Origin of the sequence: Paenibacillus mucilaginosus 3016 (genome assembly GCF_000250655.1) — a bacterium.
Taxonomy (GTDB): domain Bacteria; phylum Bacillota; class Bacilli; order Paenibacillales; family NBRC-103111; genus Paenibacillus_G; species Paenibacillus_G mucilaginosus.
In genome coordinates this window covers 4,459,798-4,482,004 of record NC_016935.1, presented here as the reverse complement: position 1 = coordinate 4,482,004, position 22,207 = coordinate 4,459,798, and the positions used below count along the sequence as shown (strand labels likewise).

23 protein-coding genes are annotated in these 22,207 nt (G+C 58.4%); 15 read left to right on the top strand and 8 right to left on the bottom strand.

The genetic code is table 11. The features are described 5' to 3' along the window. The first annotated feature begins 3 nt into the window (after positions 1-3). From PM3016_RS19285 to abc-f, 9 genes are all read left to right on the top strand, one after another. Positions 4-516: a MauE/DoxX family redox-associated membrane protein gene (locus PM3016_RS19285; protein ID WP_013918167.1), complete on the top strand. Its 513-nt coding sequence runs from the start codon at positions 4-6 to the stop codon at positions 514-516. Positions 517-530: 14 nt separating this feature from the next. Further along, positions 531-1,127, top strand: a complete 597-nt coding sequence (locus tag PM3016_RS19280; protein ID WP_013918166.1) for a TlpA family protein disulfide reductase — start codon at positions 531-533, stop codon at positions 1,125-1,127. Between the two features lie 107 nt (positions 1,128-1,234). Next, positions 1,235-2,737 carry a phytoene desaturase family protein gene (locus tag PM3016_RS19275; protein WP_014370602.1) on the top strand — a complete coding sequence of 501 codons (1,503 nt, stop codon included), beginning with the start codon at positions 1,235-1,237 and terminating at the stop codon, positions 2,735-2,737. Further along, positions 2,710-3,441: a beta-ketoacyl-ACP reductase gene (locus PM3016_RS19270; protein WP_014370601.1), complete on the top strand. Its 732-nt coding sequence runs from the start codon at positions 2,710-2,712 to the stop codon at positions 3,439-3,441. The genes PM3016_RS19275 and PM3016_RS19270 overlap by 28 nt, the downstream gene beginning before the upstream one ends. A gap of 48 nt (positions 3,442-3,489) precedes the next feature. After that, positions 3,490-3,759: an acyl carrier protein gene (locus PM3016_RS19265; protein ID WP_236628497.1), complete on the top strand. Its 270-nt coding sequence runs from the start codon at positions 3,490-3,492 to the stop codon at positions 3,757-3,759. 17 nt (positions 3,760-3,776) lie between these two features. Continuing rightward, positions 3,777-4,991, top strand: a complete 1,215-nt coding sequence (locus tag PM3016_RS19260) for a beta-ketoacyl-[acyl-carrier-protein] synthase family protein (protein ID WP_236628496.1) — start codon at positions 3,777-3,779, stop codon at positions 4,989-4,991. Further along, entirely contained in the window at positions 4,988-6,199 is a 1,212-nt protein-coding gene (locus PM3016_RS19255) for a beta-ketoacyl synthase N-terminal-like domain-containing protein (RefSeq protein WP_014370600.1), read from the top strand. Before PM3016_RS19260 ends, PM3016_RS19255 begins: the two co-directional genes overlap by 4 nt. A 32-nt stretch (positions 6,200-6,231) precedes the next feature. Beyond that, positions 6,232-6,810 (top strand): TetR/AcrR family transcriptional regulator, encoded by a 579-nt coding sequence (locus PM3016_RS19250; RefSeq protein ID WP_013918160.1) that lies wholly within the window; start codon positions 6,232-6,234, stop codon positions 6,808-6,810. 414 nt (positions 6,811-7,224) lie between these two features. Continuing rightward, positions 7,225-8,706 carry a ribosomal protection-like ABC-F family protein gene (abc-f, locus tag PM3016_RS19245; RefSeq protein ID WP_014370599.1) on the top strand — a complete coding sequence of 494 codons (1,482 nt, stop codon included), beginning with the start codon at positions 7,225-7,227 and terminating at the stop codon, positions 8,704-8,706. A gap of 207 nt (positions 8,707-8,913) precedes the next feature. On the opposite strand, the gene PM3016_RS19240 is transcribed toward abc-f, so the two are convergent. Next, positions 8,914-9,750 carry an alpha/beta fold hydrolase gene (locus tag PM3016_RS19240; RefSeq protein WP_014370598.1) on the bottom strand — a complete coding sequence of 279 codons (837 nt, stop codon included), beginning with the start codon at positions 9,748-9,750 and terminating at the stop codon, positions 8,914-8,916. 455 nt (positions 9,751-10,205) lie between these two features. On the opposite strand from PM3016_RS19240, the gene PM3016_RS19235 reads away from it, so the two are divergent. Beyond that, entirely contained in the window at positions 10,206-11,393 is a 1,188-nt protein-coding gene (locus tag PM3016_RS19235; RefSeq protein ID WP_238540248.1) for a hypothetical protein, read from the top strand. 396 nt (positions 11,394-11,789) lie between these two features. On the opposite strand, the gene PM3016_RS19230 is transcribed toward PM3016_RS19235, so the two are convergent. The 6 genes from PM3016_RS19230 to PM3016_RS39885 are packed head-to-tail and all read right to left on the bottom strand — an operon-like array spanning position 11,790 to position 17,139. Then, positions 11,790-13,577, bottom strand: coding sequence for an alpha-glycosidase (locus PM3016_RS19230; RefSeq protein WP_014370596.1), 1,788 nt, complete (start codon positions 13,575-13,577; stop codon positions 11,790-11,792). A 48-nt stretch (positions 13,578-13,625) separates the two neighbouring features. Continuing rightward, positions 13,626-14,450 carry a sugar ABC transporter permease gene (locus PM3016_RS19225; protein ID WP_013918154.1) on the bottom strand — a complete coding sequence of 275 codons (825 nt, stop codon included), beginning with the start codon at positions 14,448-14,450 and terminating at the stop codon, positions 13,626-13,628. Further along, entirely contained in the window at positions 14,447-15,760 is a 1,314-nt protein-coding gene (locus PM3016_RS19220; RefSeq protein ID WP_013918153.1) for a carbohydrate ABC transporter permease, read from the bottom strand. The genes PM3016_RS19225 and PM3016_RS19220 overlap by 4 nt, the downstream gene beginning before the upstream one ends. A gap of 45 nt (positions 15,761-15,805) precedes the next feature. After that, positions 15,806-16,312, bottom strand: coding sequence for a sugar ABC transporter substrate-binding protein (locus tag PM3016_RS39895; protein WP_238540247.1), 507 nt, complete (start codon positions 16,310-16,312; stop codon positions 15,806-15,808). 1 nt (position 16,313) lies between these two features. Then, on the bottom strand, positions 16,314-16,484 hold the full coding sequence (locus tag PM3016_RS39890; protein ID WP_238540246.1) for a hypothetical protein: 171 nt from the start codon (positions 16,482-16,484) through the stop codon (positions 16,314-16,316). A gap of 43 nt (positions 16,485-16,527) precedes the next feature. Beyond that, complete coding sequence (locus tag PM3016_RS39885) at positions 16,528-17,139, bottom strand: sugar ABC transporter substrate-binding protein (RefSeq protein WP_238540245.1); 612 nt, start codon at positions 17,137-17,139, stop codon at positions 16,528-16,530. A 303-nt stretch (positions 17,140-17,442) separates the two neighbouring features. Here PM3016_RS39885 and PM3016_RS19210 point away from each other — a divergent pair, with 303 nt between their 5' ends. From PM3016_RS19210 to PM3016_RS19200, 3 genes are all read left to right on the top strand, one after another. Then, a complete protein-coding gene (locus PM3016_RS19210) occupies positions 17,443-18,246 on the top strand; it encodes an AAC(3) family N-acetyltransferase (RefSeq protein WP_014370595.1) in 804 nt (267 codons plus the stop codon). A 131-nt stretch (positions 18,247-18,377) separates the two neighbouring features. Beyond that, complete coding sequence (locus PM3016_RS19205) at positions 18,378-19,025, top strand: HAD family hydrolase (protein WP_014370594.1); 648 nt, start codon at positions 18,378-18,380, stop codon at positions 19,023-19,025. Positions 19,026-19,049: 24 nt separating this feature from the next. Further along, the gene (locus PM3016_RS19200) at positions 19,050-19,607 is read left to right on the top strand and encodes an NADAR family protein (protein ID WP_014370593.1); all 558 of its coding nucleotides are present in this window, start codon (positions 19,050-19,052) and stop codon (positions 19,605-19,607) included. Between the two features lie 63 nt (positions 19,608-19,670). Here PM3016_RS19200 and PM3016_RS19195 read toward each other — a convergent pair whose 3' ends face one another. Next, the gene (locus PM3016_RS19195) at positions 19,671-20,522 is read right to left on the bottom strand and encodes a helix-turn-helix transcriptional regulator (RefSeq protein ID WP_014370592.1); all 852 of its coding nucleotides are present in this window, start codon (positions 20,520-20,522) and stop codon (positions 19,671-19,673) included. A 30-nt stretch (positions 20,523-20,552) separates the two neighbouring features. Between PM3016_RS19195 and PM3016_RS19190 the strand changes: the two genes are divergently transcribed. Both PM3016_RS19190 and PM3016_RS19185 read left to right on the top strand, forming a co-directional pair. Further along, positions 20,553-21,470 (top strand): alpha/beta hydrolase, encoded by a 918-nt coding sequence (locus tag PM3016_RS19190; protein WP_013918147.1) that lies wholly within the window; start codon positions 20,553-20,555, stop codon positions 21,468-21,470. Between the two features lie 241 nt (positions 21,471-21,711). Further along, entirely contained in the window at positions 21,712-22,191 is a 480-nt protein-coding gene (locus PM3016_RS19185; RefSeq protein ID WP_014370591.1) for a DUF6530 family protein, read from the top strand. Positions 22,192-22,207: the final 16 nt, after the last annotated feature.

The window sequence follows — 22,207 nt, the reverse complement described above, 5'->3', positions numbered from 1 at the left end:
CCTATGGACACCGGATTAGCCACGATAGTCGTGGGACTTGTGATCATCTTTCTCCTGTCGGCGGTGATGAAGCTGCGGGATCTGCCCGCTTTCCTGCAGCTCGTTGCCGACTATGAGGTGCTGCCTCCACGGCTGTCCTCCCTGTACGGCGTATTGACGCCTTTTCTGGAGATTGCGGGAGCGCTCATGCTGCTATTTCCCGGCACCCGGATCGCCGGGGCTTCTCTGCTGCTGGCCCTGCTGGCCAGCTTCGGGGGCGCCGTACTGACCGTGATGCTCAGCGGCCGCCAGGTCTCCTGCGGCTGCTACGGGAAGTGGATGGAATCGAACGCGGATGGCTTCACGCTGGTCAAGATCCTGCTGCTGTTTCTGCTGCTGGTCACGCTGCTGGTGTTTCCGGAGGAAGCCATGCGCGTCACCTGGCCTTCCATCGGGCTCGGGCTGCTCGTCGCCCTGGTGTTTTTCGTCCTGCAGATGATCTGGAATTATTATCAGGAGAACATGAAGCTTTTCTAAAAAGGAGGTATCCCATGAATTCGTTTATATTTTACTCCGTCATCGCCTTATGGCTGCTGCAGATTCCCATCATTTTCTTCCTCGTCGTGATGATCCGCTCGCTGAATGTGGTCTACATGCAGGCCATGTCTAACGCCGGCATTCGTGAAGGCGGGGAACTGCCCGCCTTCGAAGGGACGTCGATGACCACCGGCCGGCGGATTACCAGGAACAGCCTGGCCGGCAGGCCGACACTGATCGGCTTCGTGGCCCCGGGCTGCAAACGCTGCAAAGCGATGCTGCCGCACTGGAATGCCGCCTACGATAAGTACAAGGACCAGGTCAACTTCATCCTGATCGGCTACGGCAATGAAGCGAAGTTCCAGGCGATGCTCAAAACCCATCCCGTCCAGGGGGAACTGCTGCCCGGCAAGGAGCTGTTCGAGCTTCTGCGCTCCAAGCTGGCGGCATTCGCTTACTACGCGGACGCGGACGGCCGGGTCCGCCGCAAGGGCCTGTGCGAGAACATGGAGGATCTGCGCAGTCTGCTCGACGCAGACGCCCTGGATCAAGGCCGGCCGGAACCCGGCACCAAGCTTGCCGGCAGCGTCCCCGTTACGACAGCAGGGTAATACATCTATCCCATTTGGGATATGGAGGCCGTCACGGTCTTTCGCTATGCTTGGATTGAACATGCTGCGGTATGCAGCGATAGAACCTCCGGGAGGCTAACTTCGGTATGCAGGATGTGATCATCATTGGATCAGGACTGGGAGGGCTTGTTACCGGCGCTTACTTGTCCAAGGAAGGCAGCAGCAACGTAACCGTTTTGGAAAGGCATTACGTCCACGGAGGGTTCGCCACCTCCTTCCGCCGGCGGCCCTGGGAGTTCGATGTCTCCCTGCACTGCTTGAGCGGACTGGCCCAAGGGGGCAGGGTGGGGCAAATCTTCGAAGAGCTGGGCATGTTCGGACGCGTGGAATTCCACCGGGCCGAGAACCTGTACCGAGCGGTATTTCCGGAACATGATCTTTCCGTGTCCGGTGATCCTGGCGCTTACCGGGAAACCCTTCACCGCTTGTTCCCGCAGGAGAGGGGAGCCATTGACGGCTTCTTCCATGCCTGCGCCGAAATACGGGAAGAGATGATTCATACTCACTCCCGCAAACCCTCGACCATCATCGCCTACAAAGACGACTCCCTGCAGCAGATGATGGACCGCTTCACTATGTCGAAGGAGCTTCAATGCATGCTGGCCCAGTTCTGGGTCTACTTCGGCCTGCAGCCCTCCGAGCTGTCCGCCGTCTACTTCGCCTATGCCTGGACCGACTATCATCACTTCGGCGGCTACTACCCGCAGGGGCGGTCCCAGCGGATCTCCGATGCGCTGAAGGCGATCATCGAAGAGAACGGCGGCCGGGTCATCACCCGGGAGGATGTCGAAGAGATCACGGCCCCGGGAGGCCGGGTGAACGGGGTGAGAACGAAGCGGGGCCACGAGTATTCCGCCGACCTGGTCATCTCCAACATTCACCCCGGCCAGACGCTCTCGCGACTCTCCGACCCGGGCTCCGTGCCGGCGGCGTACCGGGAGAAGGTCCGCCGGCTCCGGCCCAGCTACTCCTGCCTTCAAGCTTACCTCATCATGCGGGGGAGCCTGAGCGAGGAATACGGCGAGCATCACCATGAGATTTTCCTCAACCCCACTTATGACCTCAATACGATCGGCGAAGCGATCCGGACCGAGCAGTACGAGGCGATGCCTCTGTGCATCACCGCGTACGAGAATATTGCTCCCGGGTATCAGCCGCAGCCGGTGACGACACTGACGGTGATGCAGCTGTGCGAAGCCGAGGGGTGGACCGGGGCTGGACGATGCGGCCTATCAAGCAAAGAAAGAAGAGATTCTCGCCCTGTATCTGCGGCGGCTCGAATCCCTGTATCCGGGCATCAGCGGCCGGATGGAGCATATGGAGCTGGCGACGCCGCGAACGGTGATCCGGTATACGAATCACCCGCAGGGGGCCATCTACGGCGCCGCCCCGACCGTGGAGCAGGCGCTCTCCAAGGGGCTCTCGCAGACCACGCCGATCGAGGGCCTCTATCTGGTCGGCGCGTGGAGCCGCCCGGGAGCGGGGTACAGCGGCGTGATCTCGGGCGGACACAATCTGGCGAAGCAGCTGATGGGCGTGCGGGTCTAAGGAGACAGACAAGGTGCAAAAGGAAGCATGTTATCTGGTAACCGGGGGAACCCGGGGCATCGGCAGAGCGGTGACGGAGGAGCTCCTGAATACAGGAGCCCGAGTCGCCTTCACCTACCGCAGCAGCGGAGAGGCGGCAGAGGAGCTTAAGGCGCGCTACGGGGACCGTGTGCTGGCGGTCAAGGCCGATGCGGAGCATCTGGAGCAGGCGCGCGAGACAGTGGCTCAGGTCAGGGAAGCCTTCGGCGCCCTGGACGGCCTGATCATCAATGCGGGGATTACGCGGGACAAGCCGCTGTTCCTCATGCAAGAAGAGGAATGGGACGAGGTGCTGCGGGTCAATCTCAAGGGTACATATAATTACGCGCGGGCTGCGATCTATGAGTTCGTCAAGCAAAACTCGGGCCGGATCGTCTGCATGACTTCGGTCAGCGGGATCACCGGAAGTCCCGGCCAAACGAATTACTCCGCAGCCAAGGCCGGACAGATCGGGTTCGTCCGTTCGCTGTCCAAGGAGGTCGCGCGTCACGGCATTACGGTGAACGCCGTGGCCCCAGGCTATATCGAGACGGATATGTGGGAAGCCATGAGGGAAGAAGCGAGAACTCATGCTCTCTCCTCCATCCCGATGGGCAGGGCGGGGAGGCCGGAGGACGTGGCCCATGCCGTCAGCTTCCTGCTCTCCCCGCAAGCCGGCTATATCACCGGCAGCGTCCTCGTGGTGGACGGGGGATTAAGCTCTTAAACAGGCCGCCCGCAGAAGGAGGCCATGAACCGAATGGAGGAATGCAGCGTGACACAGGAACAAGTGAAAAGCCAGCTCCGGGAGATCATTGCAGATCTGGTCGAGATCAGCGACTTCGCGGATCACGACGATTTTAACCGGGACCTCGGCATCGATTCGATGATGACCATCGAAATTATCGCGCAGATTGAGCGGAAGATGAACGTGGTCATTCCGGAATCCGCCCTGCCCGAATTCGTGGACCTCGAACGCACGGCGAACCGGATCTATGCCTTGGTGACGGAGCAAAGCGGCACGTCGGCAGCGGTTCAGGCGTGAGCGGGGCGTCCATCTCCATGCAGAGACGGATTGCGGTCACCGGACTTGGCGTGCTGTCCCCCGCAGGCTCGGGCAAAGCGAAGTTCTGGCGGGCGATGACCCGGGGGGAACTCGGCATCGGCGAGATTCAGGCCTTCGATACCTCCGTATTCAGCGTCAGCCGGGGCGGGGAAGTGACGGATGTCGATCCGGCATCCCTGCTGCGGGTGCTCGACCCGTCGGGCGTCTCCCGGACCACCCGGCTTGCAGCGGCAGCAGCCCGCATGGCCGCCGAGGATGCCGGCTTGCAGGAGGCGGAGTACCCGCCCGAGCGGGTCGGCGTCTGCTTCGGCACGACCATGGGCAACCATACCGTCCTCGAGCAGCACCATGACGAGGAACGCAGCGGGAACGAGCCGGATATCCGGCTCGGGGCCCACTATCCCTACGCCTGCATCTCCTCCGCCGTATCGGAGGAAATGGGCTGCGAGGGGCCGAGCTTCCTGATCCCCACGGCGTGCGCAGCCGGCAACTACGCAATCTCCTGGGGCAAGGAGCTCATCGAAGACGGCACGCTCGACGCGGCGATCGTCGGCGGCTCCGATGCGCTGTCGCGGACCTGCTTCGCCATGTTCCACCGGCTCGGAGCCATCGCCCCCGAACGCTGCCGCCCCTTCGATCTGGACCGGGAGGGCATGATGGTCAGCGAAGGGGCTGCCGCTCTTATCCTGGAGGATCTGGATCGGGCGAAGGCGCGGGGCGCCGTCATCTATGCGGAGCTGCTGGGGTACGGTCTGGCTTGTGACGCCAGCCATGCCACCGCGCCGCATCCGGAAGGACTCGGAGCCATGCTGGCCATGAAGCGGGCGATGGAGGATGCGGGAGTAGGGCCGGAAGACATCTCCTATATCTCCGCCCACGGCACCGGCACCCGGGCCAACGATTCCACCGAATCGACGGCCGTCCGCCGCACCTTCGGTCCTCTGGCCGAGATTCTTCCCGTCAGCTCGATCAAATCCATGATCGGCCATACAATGGGCGCCGCCAGCGCGATTGAAGCGGTGGCCTGCGCCTTGGCCGTGCATCACGGCGTGATTCCGCCCACGATGAATGTCGAGACGCCCGACCCTGACTGCGTCCCGAATACGGTCGCGAACCAGGCACAGCACATGCCGGTGTCGGTAGCTATGAGCAATGCCTTCGCCTTCGGAGGCAACATCTCTACGATCCTGCTGGGAGGCGCAGCCGAATGAACACAATGACTGACGAAGTAGTCCTGACAGGCATCGGTACCGTATCCTCGTTCGGCCTCGACGCCGATGCCCTGTGGGAGGCGGTCTGCAGCGGCCGTTACCATCCCGGCACCCCGCAGGCCGAAGGCGGGCACCGTACGATTCGTGTGCCGCAGGAAGACCTGGTTCCCGTGCTCGGCTCCAAAGGCCTGCGGTTCGTTCACGGGGCATCCCGCTTCTTGCTGGCCGCCTCGGCGGCGGCGCTCGAAGAAGCCGGTCTGCCGGCCGGCACCGTCGACCCGGACCGGCTCGGCATCGTAGTAGGCAGCAACTATGCGAATCTGCATACGGCCGACCTGTACGACCGGACGCTGCTCTCCGAAGGTCCGCGGGCGGTATCGGCCATGGAAGCGCCGAACCTGCTCGTCAATGCGCCGGCCGCTCTGCTCGGGGTCCGGCTGCAGGCCCGGGCGTGCAACACGACGATATCCACCGGCGCTTGCGCGGGGCTCGATGCGCTGGGCTATGCGATGACCCTCCTGCGCAGAGGCAAAGCGGACTGCATCCTCGTGGGCGGGACCGAGGAGCTCAGCCCTGAGCTCCTCGGCATCTATACGATGGCGGGAGCGCTACCGGAAGATCCCTCAGGGGATACCGGGAGACCCTTCGACGCCTCCAGCTGGGGGATCACCCCCGGGGAAGGAGCCGTGGCGGTCGTGCTCGAACGCCGATCCCATGCCGAAGGGCGGGGAGCCCGAATCCTGGCGGGGCTGGCCTCCTGGACCTCCGGCTGTGCAGCTGGGCGTACACCCGGCAAGCGGGAGAAGAGCCTGTCCCGGGTGATCGGCGAGGCTCTCTCCAAAGCGTCTGCGGCCCCGGGCGAGGTAGGGCTTGTGGTCTCCGGTGCCTGCGGGCTGGCTGCTCTGGATGAGCCGGAAGCCGAAGCGCTGCAGTCTCTCTTCGGCGGCAGACCGACGCCCGTCTGCGCCATCAAAGGCGTCACCGGCGAGACCGGCGGCGCCGGCGGCTTGTTCCAGCTTTTTGCGGCGGTGCGCTCGCAGGCGTCGGGAATCGTTCCCGCGACAGCGGGGGCGCGTGTAACGGTGCCCCCTCAGCCGCCGTTGTCCCTCACGGCCGAGCCGCAGCGGAGAAGTCCGGACGAACGCCGTCCTGCGCTGCTCACCGCTCTGGATCTCTCCGGAACGGTCAGTGCGGTAGTGATCCGCTAGAGGGGGCGAGCGGAACGGAAGGGAAGGAAGTCATGGCGGTGCGGGAAGACAAGAAGGAACGGATTATCGAAAGTGCGGTGGCCCTCTTCGCCGAGAACGGCTATTACAAGACGACGACCGGCCAGGTTGCCAAGGCGGCCGGAGTGACGCAGCCGTATGTGTTTCATTTTTTTGCCAATAAGGAAGCCCTGTTCAAAGCTGTGATCGACCGGGCCTGCGCTCGCATCAACGAAGCGTTCGCGGGCGTGGAGGAAGGGCCGGAGCGCCTTAAGCATGCGATGGGCTGTGTGTTCACGGAGATCATGAAAGCCCATCACAGCGAGATCCTGCTGGCCATGCAGGCCCATGCGATCGCGGAGCCGGAGATCCGTGAACACGTCAGAAGGCATTACCGGCAGATCCATGACACGGTGACCGATAAGTTCGAGAAAGCGGGCGTCAGCCAGCCGGACAAGGAAGCGAGCCGCTTCGTCGGCATCGGCTTCTTGATCGCCATCTCGGATGTCATGGATCTTCCCATGCTGAACGGCTTCTATGACAGTAATGAGGGGAAAGACACCTGCGGCGATGTGGGCACGGAAGGGGACGACTGGAGCGAAGTCTGCGTATAAATCACCGTACATCAATCTAGAGGAGCGGGGCGCTGCGGCGCCCGCTCCTCTGGTTGCCGTGCAAACAGACTGAAGTCATACAGGTAGTGTGCGCATGGCTTCAGTCCGGGCACGTGACGGTGCAAGGTTGTGCTTCCATGACGGTTGTGATAAACTGTACCTAATTTTGATGACGGGAGTGGAACGAATGTAGAACTTTCTTGCTGTGAGATTACGAAAGGAACGGACTCAGCGGCCGGCTGTGCTCGTTTTATTTCGTCTCTGCAAGAAAGGAACTGCACTTCGTTTGCGCTCTTCGATCCGGACCCGCGTCCGTCCCTTTGGTAGGGGACGGATGTTTCCCGTATGGATCCGAGCCGCAGGAAGGCACCTTTCTTGCGGCTCTTTCTATTTCCATACGAAAGGATGACCGCCATGACCGCCATTCAGGTATCCAATCTTACGTTTGCTTATCCGGGCAGCTATGACCCCATCTTCGAAGGGGTCAGCTTCCAAATCGATACGGACTGGAAGCTGGGGTTCACCGGGCGAAACGGCCGGGGAAAAACGACGTTCCTCCACCTGCTCCAGGGCAAATACGAATACAGCGGCACGATCTCCGCACCGGTTGCCTTTGATTATTTTCCGTTTCCCGTTGAACATCCGGATCATTTGACCGTCGACGTCCTCGAAGAGATCGTGCCGGGCTATGAGCACTGGAAGCTCATGCGTGAACTGAACCTGCTGAAGGTTTCGGAAGACGTGCTGTACCGGCCCTTCGAATCGCTGTCCCAAGGCGAGCAGACGAAGGTCTTATTGGCCGCACTGTTCATTCAGGACAACCGGTTTCTGCTCATCGACGAGCCGACCAATCACCTTGACCTGCACGCACGCAAGCTTGTCGGCGATTATCTGAACTCGAAGCGCGGGTTTATTCTCATATCGCACGACCGGGCCTTTCTCGACCGCTGCGTCGACCATATCCTGTCGATCAATAAGACGAATATCGAGATCCAAAAAGGCACCTTCTCCAGCTGGTGGACGAACAAAACCCGCCAGGACACATTCGAGATGGCGCAAAACGAAAAGCTGCAGAAAGACATCCAGCGTCTATCGGCTTCTTCCCAGCGTACGAGCGGCTGGTCCCACGAGATCGAAAAATCGAAAAACGGCACCCGCAACTCCGGCTCCAAGCTGGACAAGGGATATGTCGGGCACAAAGCAGCCAAAATGATGAAGCGCGCCAAATCCATCGAGCAGCGCCAGCACGCCGCGGTGGAGGAGAAATCGAAGCTGCTCAAAAATATCGAACAGGCCGAAAGCCTGGCGATCACGCAGCTCGCGTATCCCAAATCCGAACTCGCCGTACTGGATGACGTCACGATTTATTACGGGGAAAAAGCGGTATGCCGGAACGTCCGTCTGACGGTTGAGCAGGGGGACCGGATCGCCATCTCGGGACCGAACGGTTCGGGGAAGTCCAGCCTGCTCCGCCTCCTGGGCGGAGAGGGGCTGGAGTACACGGGCACGCTCCGGCGGGAGCCTCAGCTTCGAATTTCGTATGTATCCCAGGATACGTCTCATCTGCGGGGGTCGCTCTCGGACTATGCTGCCGAGCATGGGATCGACGAGAGCTTGTTTAAGACCATTTTGCGAAAGCTTGATTTCGCCCGCATCCAATTTGAGAAGGATATGGCCTCATTCAGCGGCGGGCAGAAGAAGAAGGTTTTGATTGCGAGAAGCCTGTGTGAAGAGGCTCATCTGCATATTTGGGACGAACCGCTCAACTTTGTCGATGTGATTTCCCGGATGCAGATCGAGGAGCTGCTGCTGGCGTACGCACCGACCATTGTATTCGTAGAGCATGACCGGGAGTTTCACGAGCGCGTCGCCACCAAAACGATCGAGCTCGGCTAACGGGATAGCATCAGGAAGTTTATTGACTTTCAGCGATGGGCGGGAGACGATCAGACGAATCGCGTGAGAATGGACAGTGTAACGAGTTAGCATAGGGTCAGCAAGCACGAAGATAAAGCACTTCTTCCCACCGGAGGAAGTGCTTTGTTGACCCTGCATTCATAGGAAAAGACCGCACCCTAAAGGCACGGTCTCCATTGCATCAACTTAACTTTTCAAAAAATCAATCAGGATGGCGTTGAACTCCTCCGGATGGGTTGCATTCAACCCGTGCGGACCGCCCTTAATAACAGCAAGCTGGCTGCCTGGGATCAGATCATGCGCTCTTTGGCCGCTGACCTCCACCGGTACGATGGCATCGGCGTCCCCGTGAATAATCAGCGTCGGGATAGTGAACTTCGCTACATCAGCCCGGAAGTCGGTACGCCCGAAGGCATCGATGCAGTCCAATGTTCCTTTCGGCGAAGCATACGACGCGATATTCAGGTTGTAGAGACGAAACGGCTCGCTTACCAAATCGGTCCGGTCGCCGGCTGCAAAAAAGTTCTTGATAAACGCTTCGAGGAACGCAATCCGGTCCGCTTTGATGCCGGCTTGGAAAGATTGAATGGCCTCCTCCGCGAGCCCGCCTTCCGGATGCTCGTCCGATTTATAGAAATAGGGGACAACCGATGCGGCGAACACGGCCTTCTTCACCCGGTCACTGCCATAGGTACCGACATAACGCGCCACTTCGCCTCCGCCCATCGAGAAACCGACCAAGGTTACGTCGCGAAGGTCCAGGTGCTCTATCAGCTTATGAAGATCGGCTGCAAAGGTATCGTAGTCATACCCGTTCCAGGGCTGGGACGACTTTCCGAAGCCCCGGCGGTCATAGGTAATGACCCGATACCCCGCTTCGATCAAAGCCGGGACTTGAGCCTCCCACGACCGTCCGCTGAGCGGCCAGCCATGAATCAGGACGACCGGCTTGCCGGTTCCATGATCCTCGTAATAGATTTCGACGGGTACTGCATTTTCTTCTGCAACAGTTACATAAGCCATAGTAAATTCTCCTCTCCAATAGTAAATGCCTAACCCAATTTTATCCTCTAATACCAATACCCATCAATCACCATTTTTCTATATTTTGTATTCAATTATTCTATAGTTAACCGGTAACCTTTATCACTTTCCGTGCGTCTAATCCAATTGAATTGAATACTAACCCAGAAAAGCAGGTGATATGAAAGATGATCTCTTGGACCAAGCGGGCAGCCCTGCTGACATGCTGCAGCCTGTTTCTGCTAACCGCCGCTCCTTTGCCTTCCGCCTCAGCAGCTGTCACTTCCCGCGCGGCGCTGCCGCCCTTTCCCGTAACTCTGAACGGGGTGGACTTGGATTCGGCGCACAGTAAGTATCCGTTCCTTTACATGAATAGCATCACATATATGCCCCTGACTTGGAACCATCTCCAGTCACTGAATATCAAGTCCCATTGGAGTGAAGAGGAAGGGCTGATGATCATGCCGAACGGGGATTATCCGCCTCCCATACAGGAAGGGCCACCGGAGCAGGACCTCTCCGACAAACGAAACGCTGCTGCTTTCTCCGTGAAGCGGTTAAACCAGCGACTTTGGATTAACGGGACCGTGATTGACAACGAGACGGAGCCTTACCCCTTCCTGACCTTCCGGGATGTGGTCTATATGCCGTTGACGTGGCGCTATGTGCACGAACTTCTGCACTTGGAGATCAGATGGGATGCGGACAACGGCCTGACATTGGTCGGCGGTCAGAACGTTATGGGCCCGGTGGCCGGGGAAGATGATCATGCGCTTTACTTCTCTTCCATGCTCCTGGACCCGGCAAAGGGCGTCTTGAAGATGGATAAAAGTACTTATCTTATGACATGGAAGAACCGTGAATCCGTCAAATCCCTTGTGGATCACACGAGGACAGCCACTCCTCCCTATGGTGGAAAGCCCGCGGATGTGATCCGAAAGGACAGGAACCTGTATTACGGGGGCCAGCTCCTGTATACGCTGACGGATTCGGACGTCTGGGAAGCCGCGGATTATGGTCCTCCCGTGCACACCTATACTGAATTTGATGCCGGCCGACAAGGCGTCATTGTCACCGTCAACCTCAGGCTTCCCTTGCCGGTCATCGGGCCGTATCACGGAACAACCTACAACTTCCTGGTCCGGAGCGGCAAGGTGAGCCGCCTGGAACACTTCAACACCCGTCTGAGCCGGGTCATCCCCAATCCGGACGGCTCCGTCTGGATCGCAGTCGACCGGCTGCCGAGCCGTCACGGCTACGAAATCGGATCGGCCCGAATCGGTCTCATGGATCCGGAGGGAAGGATCCGGCTCGTGAACGAACTGTTGAACGAAGCGGACGTCAGAGCCTTAGGGCTCCAGAACCCCGATCTGCCCAATCCGGCGGGAGCCGACGGAAGCCTGTATGTCGTCATGTCCGGATACACATGGGAGGGGGAGAAGAAAGATACCGCAGGTCTTTACACGCTGAATACCAAGTTGGAAACCGAGCGCCTGACGCATTCTGCGGCCGGCGACTATTATATGGATAAGAACCGCGGCCTCTATTGGCTGAAAGGGAACAATACCATTGAGAATGTGATGTCGCACGAAATCCATTCCTGGTTTGATTACGAGCTGGTTCGGATGGACTCACCATATTAGAAGTCGGGGGTAAAACCAAAGAAGGGGCCCGAGCGTTAGACGGGTTAGCCGGAATAAGCCCAGGGATCGCGCGAGGAGGTTACGCAATTATTCGTACCATTCGAATAGGACTCGAACCAGAAATTTAAAGTATTTGCAGCTCGTTAGTCCTCTGAATCCATATGGAAAGGAGGACTCCATGTCCCTTGTCTTTATAAAGGGATTGACGTATTTACAACTAAGGCCGAAATGCCTGAAGAAAACCAAGAGCTCGAAAAAAGGTATCTTTACTTTACCATAACGAAGGCGTCCGGCCGTTTACAATATAAGAGACCTGGTCCAAAAGGCCAGGTCTCTCTTCAGTTTCATTACGAAAACTCCGGTTGGATGAAATGAACTTGCGTAACAACCTTACCGCTACGTTTCGACCAGCAGCATGCAGCCAAAGGGCGGCAGCGCCAGCACCTGCCGGGCCGCGGGCGTATAAACCGCCCCCGACAGGGCGTCGGCCAGCATCCCGCCGACGCGCCGCCCGGCCGGCAGCTCAAGCTCCAGCTCCACCGGGTTCGGGCTGTGGTTCAGCACCGCCAGAACCTGCTCCGTACCGTCGTCGCGGATGTAGCCGAGTACCCCCAACGCCTCCTCTTCGAGCCAGCTGCGGTACGTTCCCCTCCGCAAAGCGCGGTGGCGCCGGCGCAGCGCGATCATGGTACGGAAGAAGCCGAACAGCTCCCGGTCCTGCGCCTCCTCATCCCAGATCATCGGCCGCCGGCAGTCGGGATCATATCCACCCCTCATGCCTACTTCATCGCCATAATAGATCATCGGCATACCGGTATAGGTCATCAAGAAAAAGACGGCAAGACGCAGCCGTTCCACGTCGTACTTCAAGTCATTCCAACCCAATCCGTGACGCTCGCACAGCGTCAGGAACCGGTCGGTGTCGTGGCTGCCGATCAGGTTGAACATCGCCTGGTTGGCGGCATCGCTGTGCATCATCCGGTTCAGGGCCAGCCGGGCGGAAAACTCGCGCACTCCGATGGCCTGCTTCGCGAAGAAATCGACGAGCGCCTCGCGAAGGACATAGTTCATCACGCCGTCGAATTGGTCGCCGCGCAGCCACGGCCCGGCGTGATGCATAATCTCGCCGATGATCAGCGCATCCGGCTTCACCGATTTGACCTTCTGCCGGAACCCGCGCCAGAACCCCATATCGACCTCGTTGGCGACGTCGAGGCGCCAGCCGTCGATGCCGGTCTCCCGAATCCAATAGGCCGCCACTTCCAGCAGGTATTGCGCCAGTTCGGCATCGGACGTGCGGAGCTTGGGCATTGTCTTGATTCCCGTCGCGAAGGTGAGATAGTTCGCCTCCGGCTCCTCGGTAACCGGGAATCCCTCAGCGTAAAACCACTGCCGGTAGCTCGAGTTCTCACCTTTTTCCACCAAATCGCGGAAAGCGAAGAACTCCTGGCCTGAATGGTTGAACACCGCATCGAGCATCACCCGGATGCCGAGCGCATGCGCTTCAGCCACCAAGGTCCGCAGCAGCTCCATGTCACCGAACTGCGGGTCGATCTTAAGATAATCCGAGATATCGTATTTGTGCGTCGAAGGGGACAGGAAGACCGGAGTCAGGTACATCAAAGTGACGCCCAGCTCCTGCAGATATGGAAGCTTCTGCCGAATGCCGGCCAGATCACCGCCGTACCAAGAATCAGGACGGGGACGGGCCTCCGGCGTCCAGGCTTCCGTCAGCGGGGGATCATTGGCGGGGTCCCCGTTGCAGAACCGCTCGGGGAAGATCTGGTATACGACTGCGTCGTGAATCCAGTCCGGCACCTCATGAATATTCGACGGGTTGAGGTAAGGGAAGTGGAACAGCCCGGCCTTGTCCCGGTGTACGGACGCCCCAAGCTCACCGTACCACACAGCACGACCCTCGGCATCCTCCAGCAGGAACAGGTAGCGCACCCGGAACGTGGACGTTTGGATAAGTCCCTCGAAGTAATCGTGAGCGGCCGTCGAGGCCGCAAGCTCCAGCTCGAGCGGCACTTCATGCCCATAGGGGACATAGCGGTCGGAATGCAGCACCCGCGCTCTGACCACCTCACCGCGCTTGGCGCGGATACGTACCTTGATCGCGTCCGCACGAACGGCGAAGGCATAAGGGATATCGTCAATATGATAGATTGCTTCCAGATTCATAGCAGGTTCTCTCCTTTTTTTCTCGGATCAGGACCATCCCCTACGGTACTAGCCCTTCGCCGCACCGGCGGTCAGGCCATCCACCAGGAACCGCTGCAGCCAGATAAACAGGATCATAACCGGCACGGCGAGCAGCACCGCACCGGCCGCGAAGATGGTGAAGTCGGTAGAGTTGAAACGGCTTACCATGTCATAGAGCCCAATGGCAAGCGTCGTTTTGTCCCCGGTGCGCAGGATCAGCTTGGCGAAAATAAAGTCTACCCACGCCCCGTTGAAGATCACCAGGCTTACATAGGTGAGCATCGGCTTCGACAGGGGAATCATGATGCGGGTAAAAATCTGCCAGTTCGTCGCTCCATCGATTCGAGCCGCCTCGTCCAGACTCCGGGGAATCGTGTCATAGAAGCCCTTGGCTACGAACACGTTGGAGAGGAAGGAGCCCGAGCTGTAGACCAGGATCAGCGCCCAGTGGCTGTTCAGCAGGTTCAATTGCAGAAGGAAGACGTAAATGGCGATCATCGACATGAAGCCCGGAAACATGTTCAGCACGAGCAGGCCCATGAGGCCATAGCGCCGTCCCACGAACCGGAAGCGGGCCACAGCATAGGAGCCAAGCAGCGTGAGGAATGTACCGAACAGGGTGGAGAAGACAGCGACCTTCAGTGTGTTCCGGAACCAGAGCAGGTAATCGTATTTGCGCCCGGACAGCAGTTCCCGGTAATGATCCAGGGTCAGGCCCTGCGGCAGAAGCGTCTCGCTGTACAAGCTGGTCCCCGTCTTGAACGAGGAGAGCAGAATCCACAGCGCGGGGTACAGACTGGCCAGCGAAGCGGCGGCCAGGATGACATAGGTCAGGATCAGTCTGAGGTTCATGCCGACATCTCCTCCTCCCGGTACGATCGACTTCTCCGGTAATTGATGATGGACAGGCTCGCAACGATGATGAAAATAAGGATACCGATCACCGCAGCCATATTATACTGCCGGTTGTTCAGCGTCAGCTTATAGAGCCAGGTCACGAGCAGGTCCGTGCCTCCCGCGTATTGGTAGTCCGATATGGCGGGATTGCCCTCCGTCAGCAGGAAAATCACGTTGAAGTTGTTGAAATTCCCCGCAAACTGCATGATGAGGATGGGCGCCGTGGTGAACAGGACCAGAGGCAGGGTGATACCGCTGAACCGCTGCCACGCAGAAGCACCGTCTACCGTGGCCGCTTCGTACAGATCCCGGGGGATCGTGGTCAGCACGCCCGAGATCAGGATCATGGAGAGCGGCACCCCGATCCACATGTTGACCGCAAGGACCGTCACCTTCGCCCAGAAGGGGTCGGTCAGCCAGGGAAGACCCTCGAGCCCCAGCAGACGGAGGGTTTGGTTCACCGGCCCGAACTGGTTGTTGAGCAGATTGCGGAATATCAGCAGCGATACGAGGTTCGGAAGCGCGAAGGGAATGACCAGCAGGGTCCGCCACAGCGCTTTGAACTTCACGTCCGGCTGGTGGATCAGTACGGCCAGCACCATCCCGCCGAAATAGGTGGTGACCGTGGAGAGCAGGGTCCAGATCACGGTCCACCCGAACACCCCGAAGAACGTACGGCTCCAGGACCGGAGGGAGATCAGGTTGGTGAAATTCTGCAGACCAACCCAATTCACGAGCTTGGCGGGAGGCAGGTTGGGAGCGGCGAAGTCGGTAAAAGCGAGCAGAATGCTGAAGAGCAGCGGCAGCACGGACAAGAAAAGCGCGGCAATCAGCGGAAGCGCCAGAATGAGGTAGGGAAAATGCCTTCCGCCCAATGCCAGCAGGCTCTCACGGAAGGTCTCCAGCCTCTCGCCCCGCTCCGTTCGGCAGGCCTGGCGCTTCGCATCCCGGATGCTGAACACATAGAGGCCCGCCAGAAGCAAGAGGATCATCAGGGCGATCAGCCCGTCGATCATGAGGAATATCGAATGGTCGCCGTCGGTCATTCGGAATTGATTGCCCGTCTTGACCATCTGTCTTGGCGCGGTGCCGAGTGTGATCAGGCCGTGCAGGCGGCGGATCAGACCGGCCGCTCCCCAGCTGACGGCGGCGGCACCGACCGCCGTTAAGGTCAAGCCTTTCATATACTGCCGGTTATACAGCTGTCCGGCGCCCATCCACAGGGCGGACAGTGCAGCGGCCTTCGTGGACCGGTTCCAGTTCATGCGCTCATGGCCTCCTGCCAATAGGTTGAAAGGGTAGGGTGATCCTTATTTTGCTGCGGACCGATTCTGATTCTGGTCCCGGATCGTCTGGACCGCCTTGTCGAGGGAAGCACGTACGTCCGCTTTGTCATTCCAGATCGCGGAGATGGCGGCCTCCATCGGAGCCCAGACATTGGCCATCTCAGGAAGGGACGGCATGGGGTCGGAATGCCCGAACTGCTCCAGGAAGCCGCTTACAATAGGATCCTGCTTCAAAAGAGGGTCTTCCGCGGCTTCCTTGTGGGCCGTGATGCTGCCGGTGGTCTTGAAGTTCGCGAGCGCATTCTCCTTGTTCGTCAGGAAATCGGCCAGCAGCTTAGAGGCATTGGGGTACTTCGTATACGAGTTCACATAGTAGCCACGGATCCCGGAGAACGATACGCTGTTCTTCCCCCCGGGAAGCTGGGGGAGGGGAGCGACATCGAAGCTGACATGGTTCCGGAAGCTCCCGACGGACCAGGGGCCGTCGATGTTGAAGGCCAGCTTGCCCTGCTGGAACAGCTGTGTCTTCACGTCATAGGTGACATCGGCCGTCTGGTACCGGCAGGATGGACTTCAGGCTCTGGAAGTAGGTCATGCCCTCTACGGCCTTCGGATGATTCAAGCCGATGTCAGTAGGATCTGTACCGCTCTTGCCGTAGACGTATCCGCCGAGGGCAGTGATGAAGGGATAGTTATAATACAAGCTCTTGTTCTCCCACATGACGGCGTACCGATTCGTGGAGGGGTCATTGAATGTGCGTGCGAACTCGGCAATCTCCTCCCAGGTGCGGGGGGGCCTGCTTCACAAGATCTTTGTTGTAGTAAAGCGCGTACGTCTCTATGGATTTGGGGTAGCCGTAGAGGATGCCATCGAAGGTAACCGCTTTCACGGCAGTATCAAGCTTCGTCTGACGGGTTCTCTCTTCAAGCACATCATTGGGAAGAACCAGGTTGGCGCTGGCCACATCGCCCAGCCGGTCATGCGGCAGCAGCACAACATCAGCCGCCAGGTTGGCCGGACCGTCGTTGGCCAGCTTGTTGGCCTGGTCGGGCGAGGGGACTTCCTCCACGGTAACGGGGACACCGAACTTCGCTTCAAACGCATTCAGTGCCGGCTGCAGGAAGTCGAATTCCGACTTCTCTTCCCAGATCGTCAGCGATGCCCCCGCTTCAGGGATGAGGTCTGCCGCTTCGGCAGGCCCCGCGCTATGCGGCCCGGTTTGCTCCGGGACAGGGGTGCCGGCGGTATGACCGCCGGAGGAGCCGCTGCCGTTCAGACTGCAGCCGGACAGCGAGCATGCGAGAAGAACGGCCGTGGCACTACGGAACCACACCTTGCGTGAACAATTCAAACTCATCGTATGAGCCCCCCAAGGGTATGAAATTTTCGGGAAACCGGTTTCCACGAGAACAAAAATAGCATAATCTTCCTGAGGGCGCAATCCCATTTTTTTCGCAAGCCTTGGGGAAATCATCCGTATCGAGACTATTTTCCTCCTCCAGGGGGATTGCGTATCGACCGTACCTGCTGGTATAATCCGGAATCAGAAGAGGTAAATCAAAGGGCAATGCTTCCCCGGAACCATCCGGTGACAACCCCGCTGATATCAGCGGGGTTATTTCTTTTGGCGGAGCACAACGAATGAAGGAGGCTGCAGTACATGGGAGATTCGGTTGAAAAGAAAGCGGTACTGACGCAAGCAGACCTGGCTGAGGGATGGAGGCAGTGCGGCTTGGGGAAAGGTCACGCAGTGATAGTCCATGCGTCGCTCAGCCGGCTTGGGTACGTGGTCGGAGGGGCCGAGACGCTGATCCGGTCGCTGCTCGAGGTCGTCGGTGAGGAGGGTACGGTCCTGATGCCATCCCAGACTTGGCGGAACCTCGATCCAGCTGCCGGTGTGCACTGGGAGGCCCCTGCAGAGAGCTGGCCGGTCATCCGCGCCCACTGGCCCGCTTATGATAAAGACATTACCCCCGCAGTCGGCATGGGGGCCGCAGCAGAGATGCTCCGGAAGTGGCCCGGCGCCCGGAGGTCGGACCATCCGGCACGCTCCTTCGCAGCTGTCGGCCGGTACGCGGAGGAGCTCACCGAAGGGCATGACCTCTCCAACATCTTCGGCGACGGCTCACCGCTGGAGCGGCTCTACCGGCGCAGCGGGTATGTGTTCCTGATCGGCGTAGGGCATGACAAGAACACTTCGCTGCACCTGGCGGAAACCCGGGCCCGCTTCCCTTCCAAGCGATACTCGGAAGAGAGCAGTGCCATGTGGATCAACGGGAAGCGGGAGTGGGTCACTTATACCACCCAAGCCGTAGACGACAGCGACTTCCTGCGCCTCGGGGAAGAGTACGAGCGGGAGACGGGACTCACGGCCCGCAGGATAGGGGGAGCGGACGTCCGGCTGCTGGAGCAGCGTCCGCTGGTCGACTGGGCCACCGCGTGGATGGAGCGGCATAGATCCTGAGACAGCGCTGAAGGGAAGCGGGCGAGGGGAGCTGCCGGCTGGATTCGAGACGAGCTGCAATACCAACCCACACAGGCAGGCAGCCGCCCGGCTGACGTAGACCTAATAAACGAACAGGAGAATGTATACTGATGACGGACTCCATTATTTTTGACATGGATGGGACTTTGTTTAGAACCGATACGATTCTGGAGCATGCTCTAGAGGAAACCTTCGATTACTTGAGAGACCTGAAGGCTTGGTCTGCCGAGACTCCTCTTCAAGCCTATCGGGCCATTATGGGAGTCCCTTTGCCGGTGGTGTGGGATACCTTGATGCCGGAGCATACGGACCAAATGAAGCATGAAGCTAACGCTTTCTTTCAGAAGCAGCTGATTCAGAATATTCGCAGCGGTAAAGGCCAACTGTATCCGGGAGTCACGGAGCTTCTCACGTACCTGAAGTCCAAGGGATTCACTATCTACATTGCCAGCAATGGGGAGATCGAATATTTGCAGGCGATTGTCGAGCACTACAGCCTGGATTCTTGGGTCACGAAGACCTTTAGTATCCAGCATATCCAGTCCCAGAGTAAAACGGATCTGGTCGCTCACATCATCCGAACCTATGACATTCGGCGTGCAGCGGTAGTCGGGGACCGGTTGTCGGATATACTTGCCGCTAAAAAGAATGGCCTCTTGTCGATAGGCTGCCGGTTTGATTTTGCTCAGGAAGAAGAACTAAGACAGGCTGATGTCATCGTCAATCATCTTGTTGAGGTTCAGGATTACATACACTAGGACGGCAGAAAGCGAGGGGCCGGGATGTACTATTCAATTCATGAATTGCAGCAAGCCTATCAGGCTGGAGAGGAAATGAAATTTCTTTTCTTCTGGGGTCATACGCCTGCGGCCGATGGCCGTATTACCGCCAGCTGTTTGAGCCAGTGGTGGGAAAGTCCCTTTATCGTGGAGGGCGAACAATACAGCTGTGCCGAGCAGTACATGATGGCTGAGAAGGCGAGACTTTTCGGGGACCAGAACATGGCTGCCGCGATTATGAAGGCGAAGCATCCGAAAGAAATGAAAGCTTACGGACGGGCCGTTCAGGGCTTTGATCCTGAGGTTTGGGACATTCGTTGTTATGATATCGTGCTGAACGGAAATCTGGCCAAGTTCGGACAGAACCCCAGCCTTTGGAACTTCATGAAGAGCTGTAATCAGCGGATCTTTGTGGAGGCGAGCCCAGTAGACCAAATCTGGGGGATTGGGCTTGCGTCAGATCATCCCCATGTACATAACCCAATGTTATGGAAGGGAAAAAATCTGCTTGGGTTCGCCTTGACGGAAGTCCGGGATCGTCTGATGAGCAGCGGGGCATAAGGTATGAGGGGCTCAAATTACCAAAGCCGGCAGAGGAAAACCCCGCAAGGGCGCTAGTAGCGCTCAAATGCGGGGTTTCGCTGTTTTGGCGTGCTGCCAATCCGCCAGTTTCGCCGCCGTAGGTGTATCCGGTACGGGCATGTAAATACAGCACATCAGGTGATCCAGATCGTTGATTTGGGTAAAAGTAATGATTTCAAACTGCAGCCGTCCCATAGACGCATGCTCCATCTCCACTTGAAGCCCATTCTTGTCGGCGACCTCATGCAGCGGCCACCACTCGGCGAACTCCCTGCTTTGTTCCGTCATCTCTCTGACAAGCCGGTTGTACCATAGCTGGTCGGCGCAGCGGTCATACACTTTTCGGAAGAAGGAGATCGCGACCTTCGTCGTGTGCTCCCAATTGACGACTTTCGCCCGGAAGGCCGGGTGCAGGAAGATGAGCCGCAGCATCTGCATCCCTTCGGGCGGCAGGGCGGAAAAGTCCGTGAAGATCTCGCAGGCCGTTTTGTTCCAGGCGACAAGCCGGTTCTCCGGACCGATCACGAAGAAAGGATATGGCGTGCTGTTCACCAGCTGCTTGAATGCGGGCGTCAGCTGTGCTGCCCCCTCGCGCTGCGAAGGATTGTACCGTCCCGCCAGCTGATACAGATATTCACGCTCCGCCGGTCTCATCTGCAGGGCTGAGGCCAGACGATCCAGCACCTCGGCGGATGCCGAAACTTCGCGGCCCTGCTCCAGCCAGGTATACCACGTTACGCTCACATCGGCGAGCTGAGCTACTTCCTCACGCCGAAGGCCGGGGGTTCGCCTGCGGGTATATCCTTCCGGGAGCCCCATCTGCTTGGGAGACAAACCGGATCGGCGCGTTTTCAAAAATTCCCCAATCGCCTTCCGCTGATGGCTGGCTTCCATAAGAGCCTTCCTCCAATCCGGGTAGTATTTATGACACTGCATGAACAGGCGGAAGCATTCCTGCGGGACACGGCATTACTGCCCGCATTCCACACCCAGGAGCCGGAAGAGCTGCGCAAGCTTGTTGCCGGGACGGCCATCTCCGATACGTTCGACATGGCTTCGACGGAAGACCGGTGGATTCCGGGAGCTCACGGCGACATCTTGGTCAGGATCTACCGGCCTATGGCGGAAGCCGTTCTTCCGGCTTTCGTCTTTTTCCACGGGGGCGGGTTCGTTCTCTGCGATGTGGAGAAGTACGATCCGCTCTGCCGCAAGCTTGCGTCCGTGACGGGCTGCGCCGTCGTATCGGTCGATTACCGTCTTGCTCCGGAGCATCCCTTTCCCGCTGCCGCTGAAGACGCGGTTTTTGCGGCAGAGTGGATTGCAGGACACTGCGCAGCGCTGGGATTCGATGCGGAGAAGCTGTTTGTGGCCGGTGACAGCGCCGGCGGCAATTTGGCTGCGGTGGCTGCTCAACAGGTCCAAAGAGAAGGAGCCTCTGTTTTCGCCGGCCAGGTGCTCATCTGTCCGATGACCGATTTTGCGGGCGATTATGATTCGATGCGCCGGTATGCATCCGGTTATTTTCTGAGCCGGGAGGCTCTGGATTATTTCGAACGGCATTATTTACGGGATGCGGGGAACCGGGATCTTCCGCTCGCATCGCCTATGCGGGGACCGCTCACCGGCCTGCCGCCCGCATTGATTGTGACAGCCGAATACGACCCGCTGCGGGATGAAGCGGAACTGTACGGCCGCCGCCTCATCGAAGCAGGGGGGACCGTCACGCTCAGGCGTTACCAAGGGATGATCCACGGATTTTATGCCATGACCGACCTGTTCGATGACGGCCACTCGGTCTACGAGGATATCTCTGCCTTCGTGCGCTCGCAAAGCCGAAATTAAAAGAAGCGTTCATGTAATGCGAAGAACCGCGCCAACCGCGGTTTTTTTTATTTGCAGGGATATAAGCTCATCCCCAAAATCAGGAACAAAATCCCGAATTAAATCAAACAATAATATAATTATACCTGTTATTAAACAAACATGTTTGTAAATTATCTATTTTATCATTGACTTGTTCATTGACCCGAATTACAATCAAGTCATTACGAAAAAAAGCACCGACATGGAGCGTGTAAAACCAATGAACATATCAACTTCGTTACACCATACACCTGTTATCGCTGCAGAGAATTACGCACAGGTGGACGGCCGCTATGCCCGTAACACGGATGTCAGTGGAATATCCCTGGGACTGGGTCAAGGGAAGGACCAGGGGAAAGCGGGCATATCCGCAAAAATTTGGCGGACTGCGGGTGAGTCAACGTCCGATCCAACCGAAGAACTGCCGATCCACCGCGTTCTTGACCTGGCCCTATTGATCTGCAGAAGCAGTTTGCATTTTCAGGATGCCTACCGATTGCCGAAGCTCTATGACCCGGATCATCCCCTGATCGACCGGATAGGACTGCAGGGAGCTGCGATGAACGTATCCGTATGCACGGACAATCCTGCGATTGATCAGGATATAAAGCGGTTTGCCCATGCGCTGAATGAGGATGGAGAGATGATCGGAGAACGTCTCCGCATCCTGGCCCGGCTTCTGGAGGAGATGGGATACTGACCGGCAGAGGAAAGGA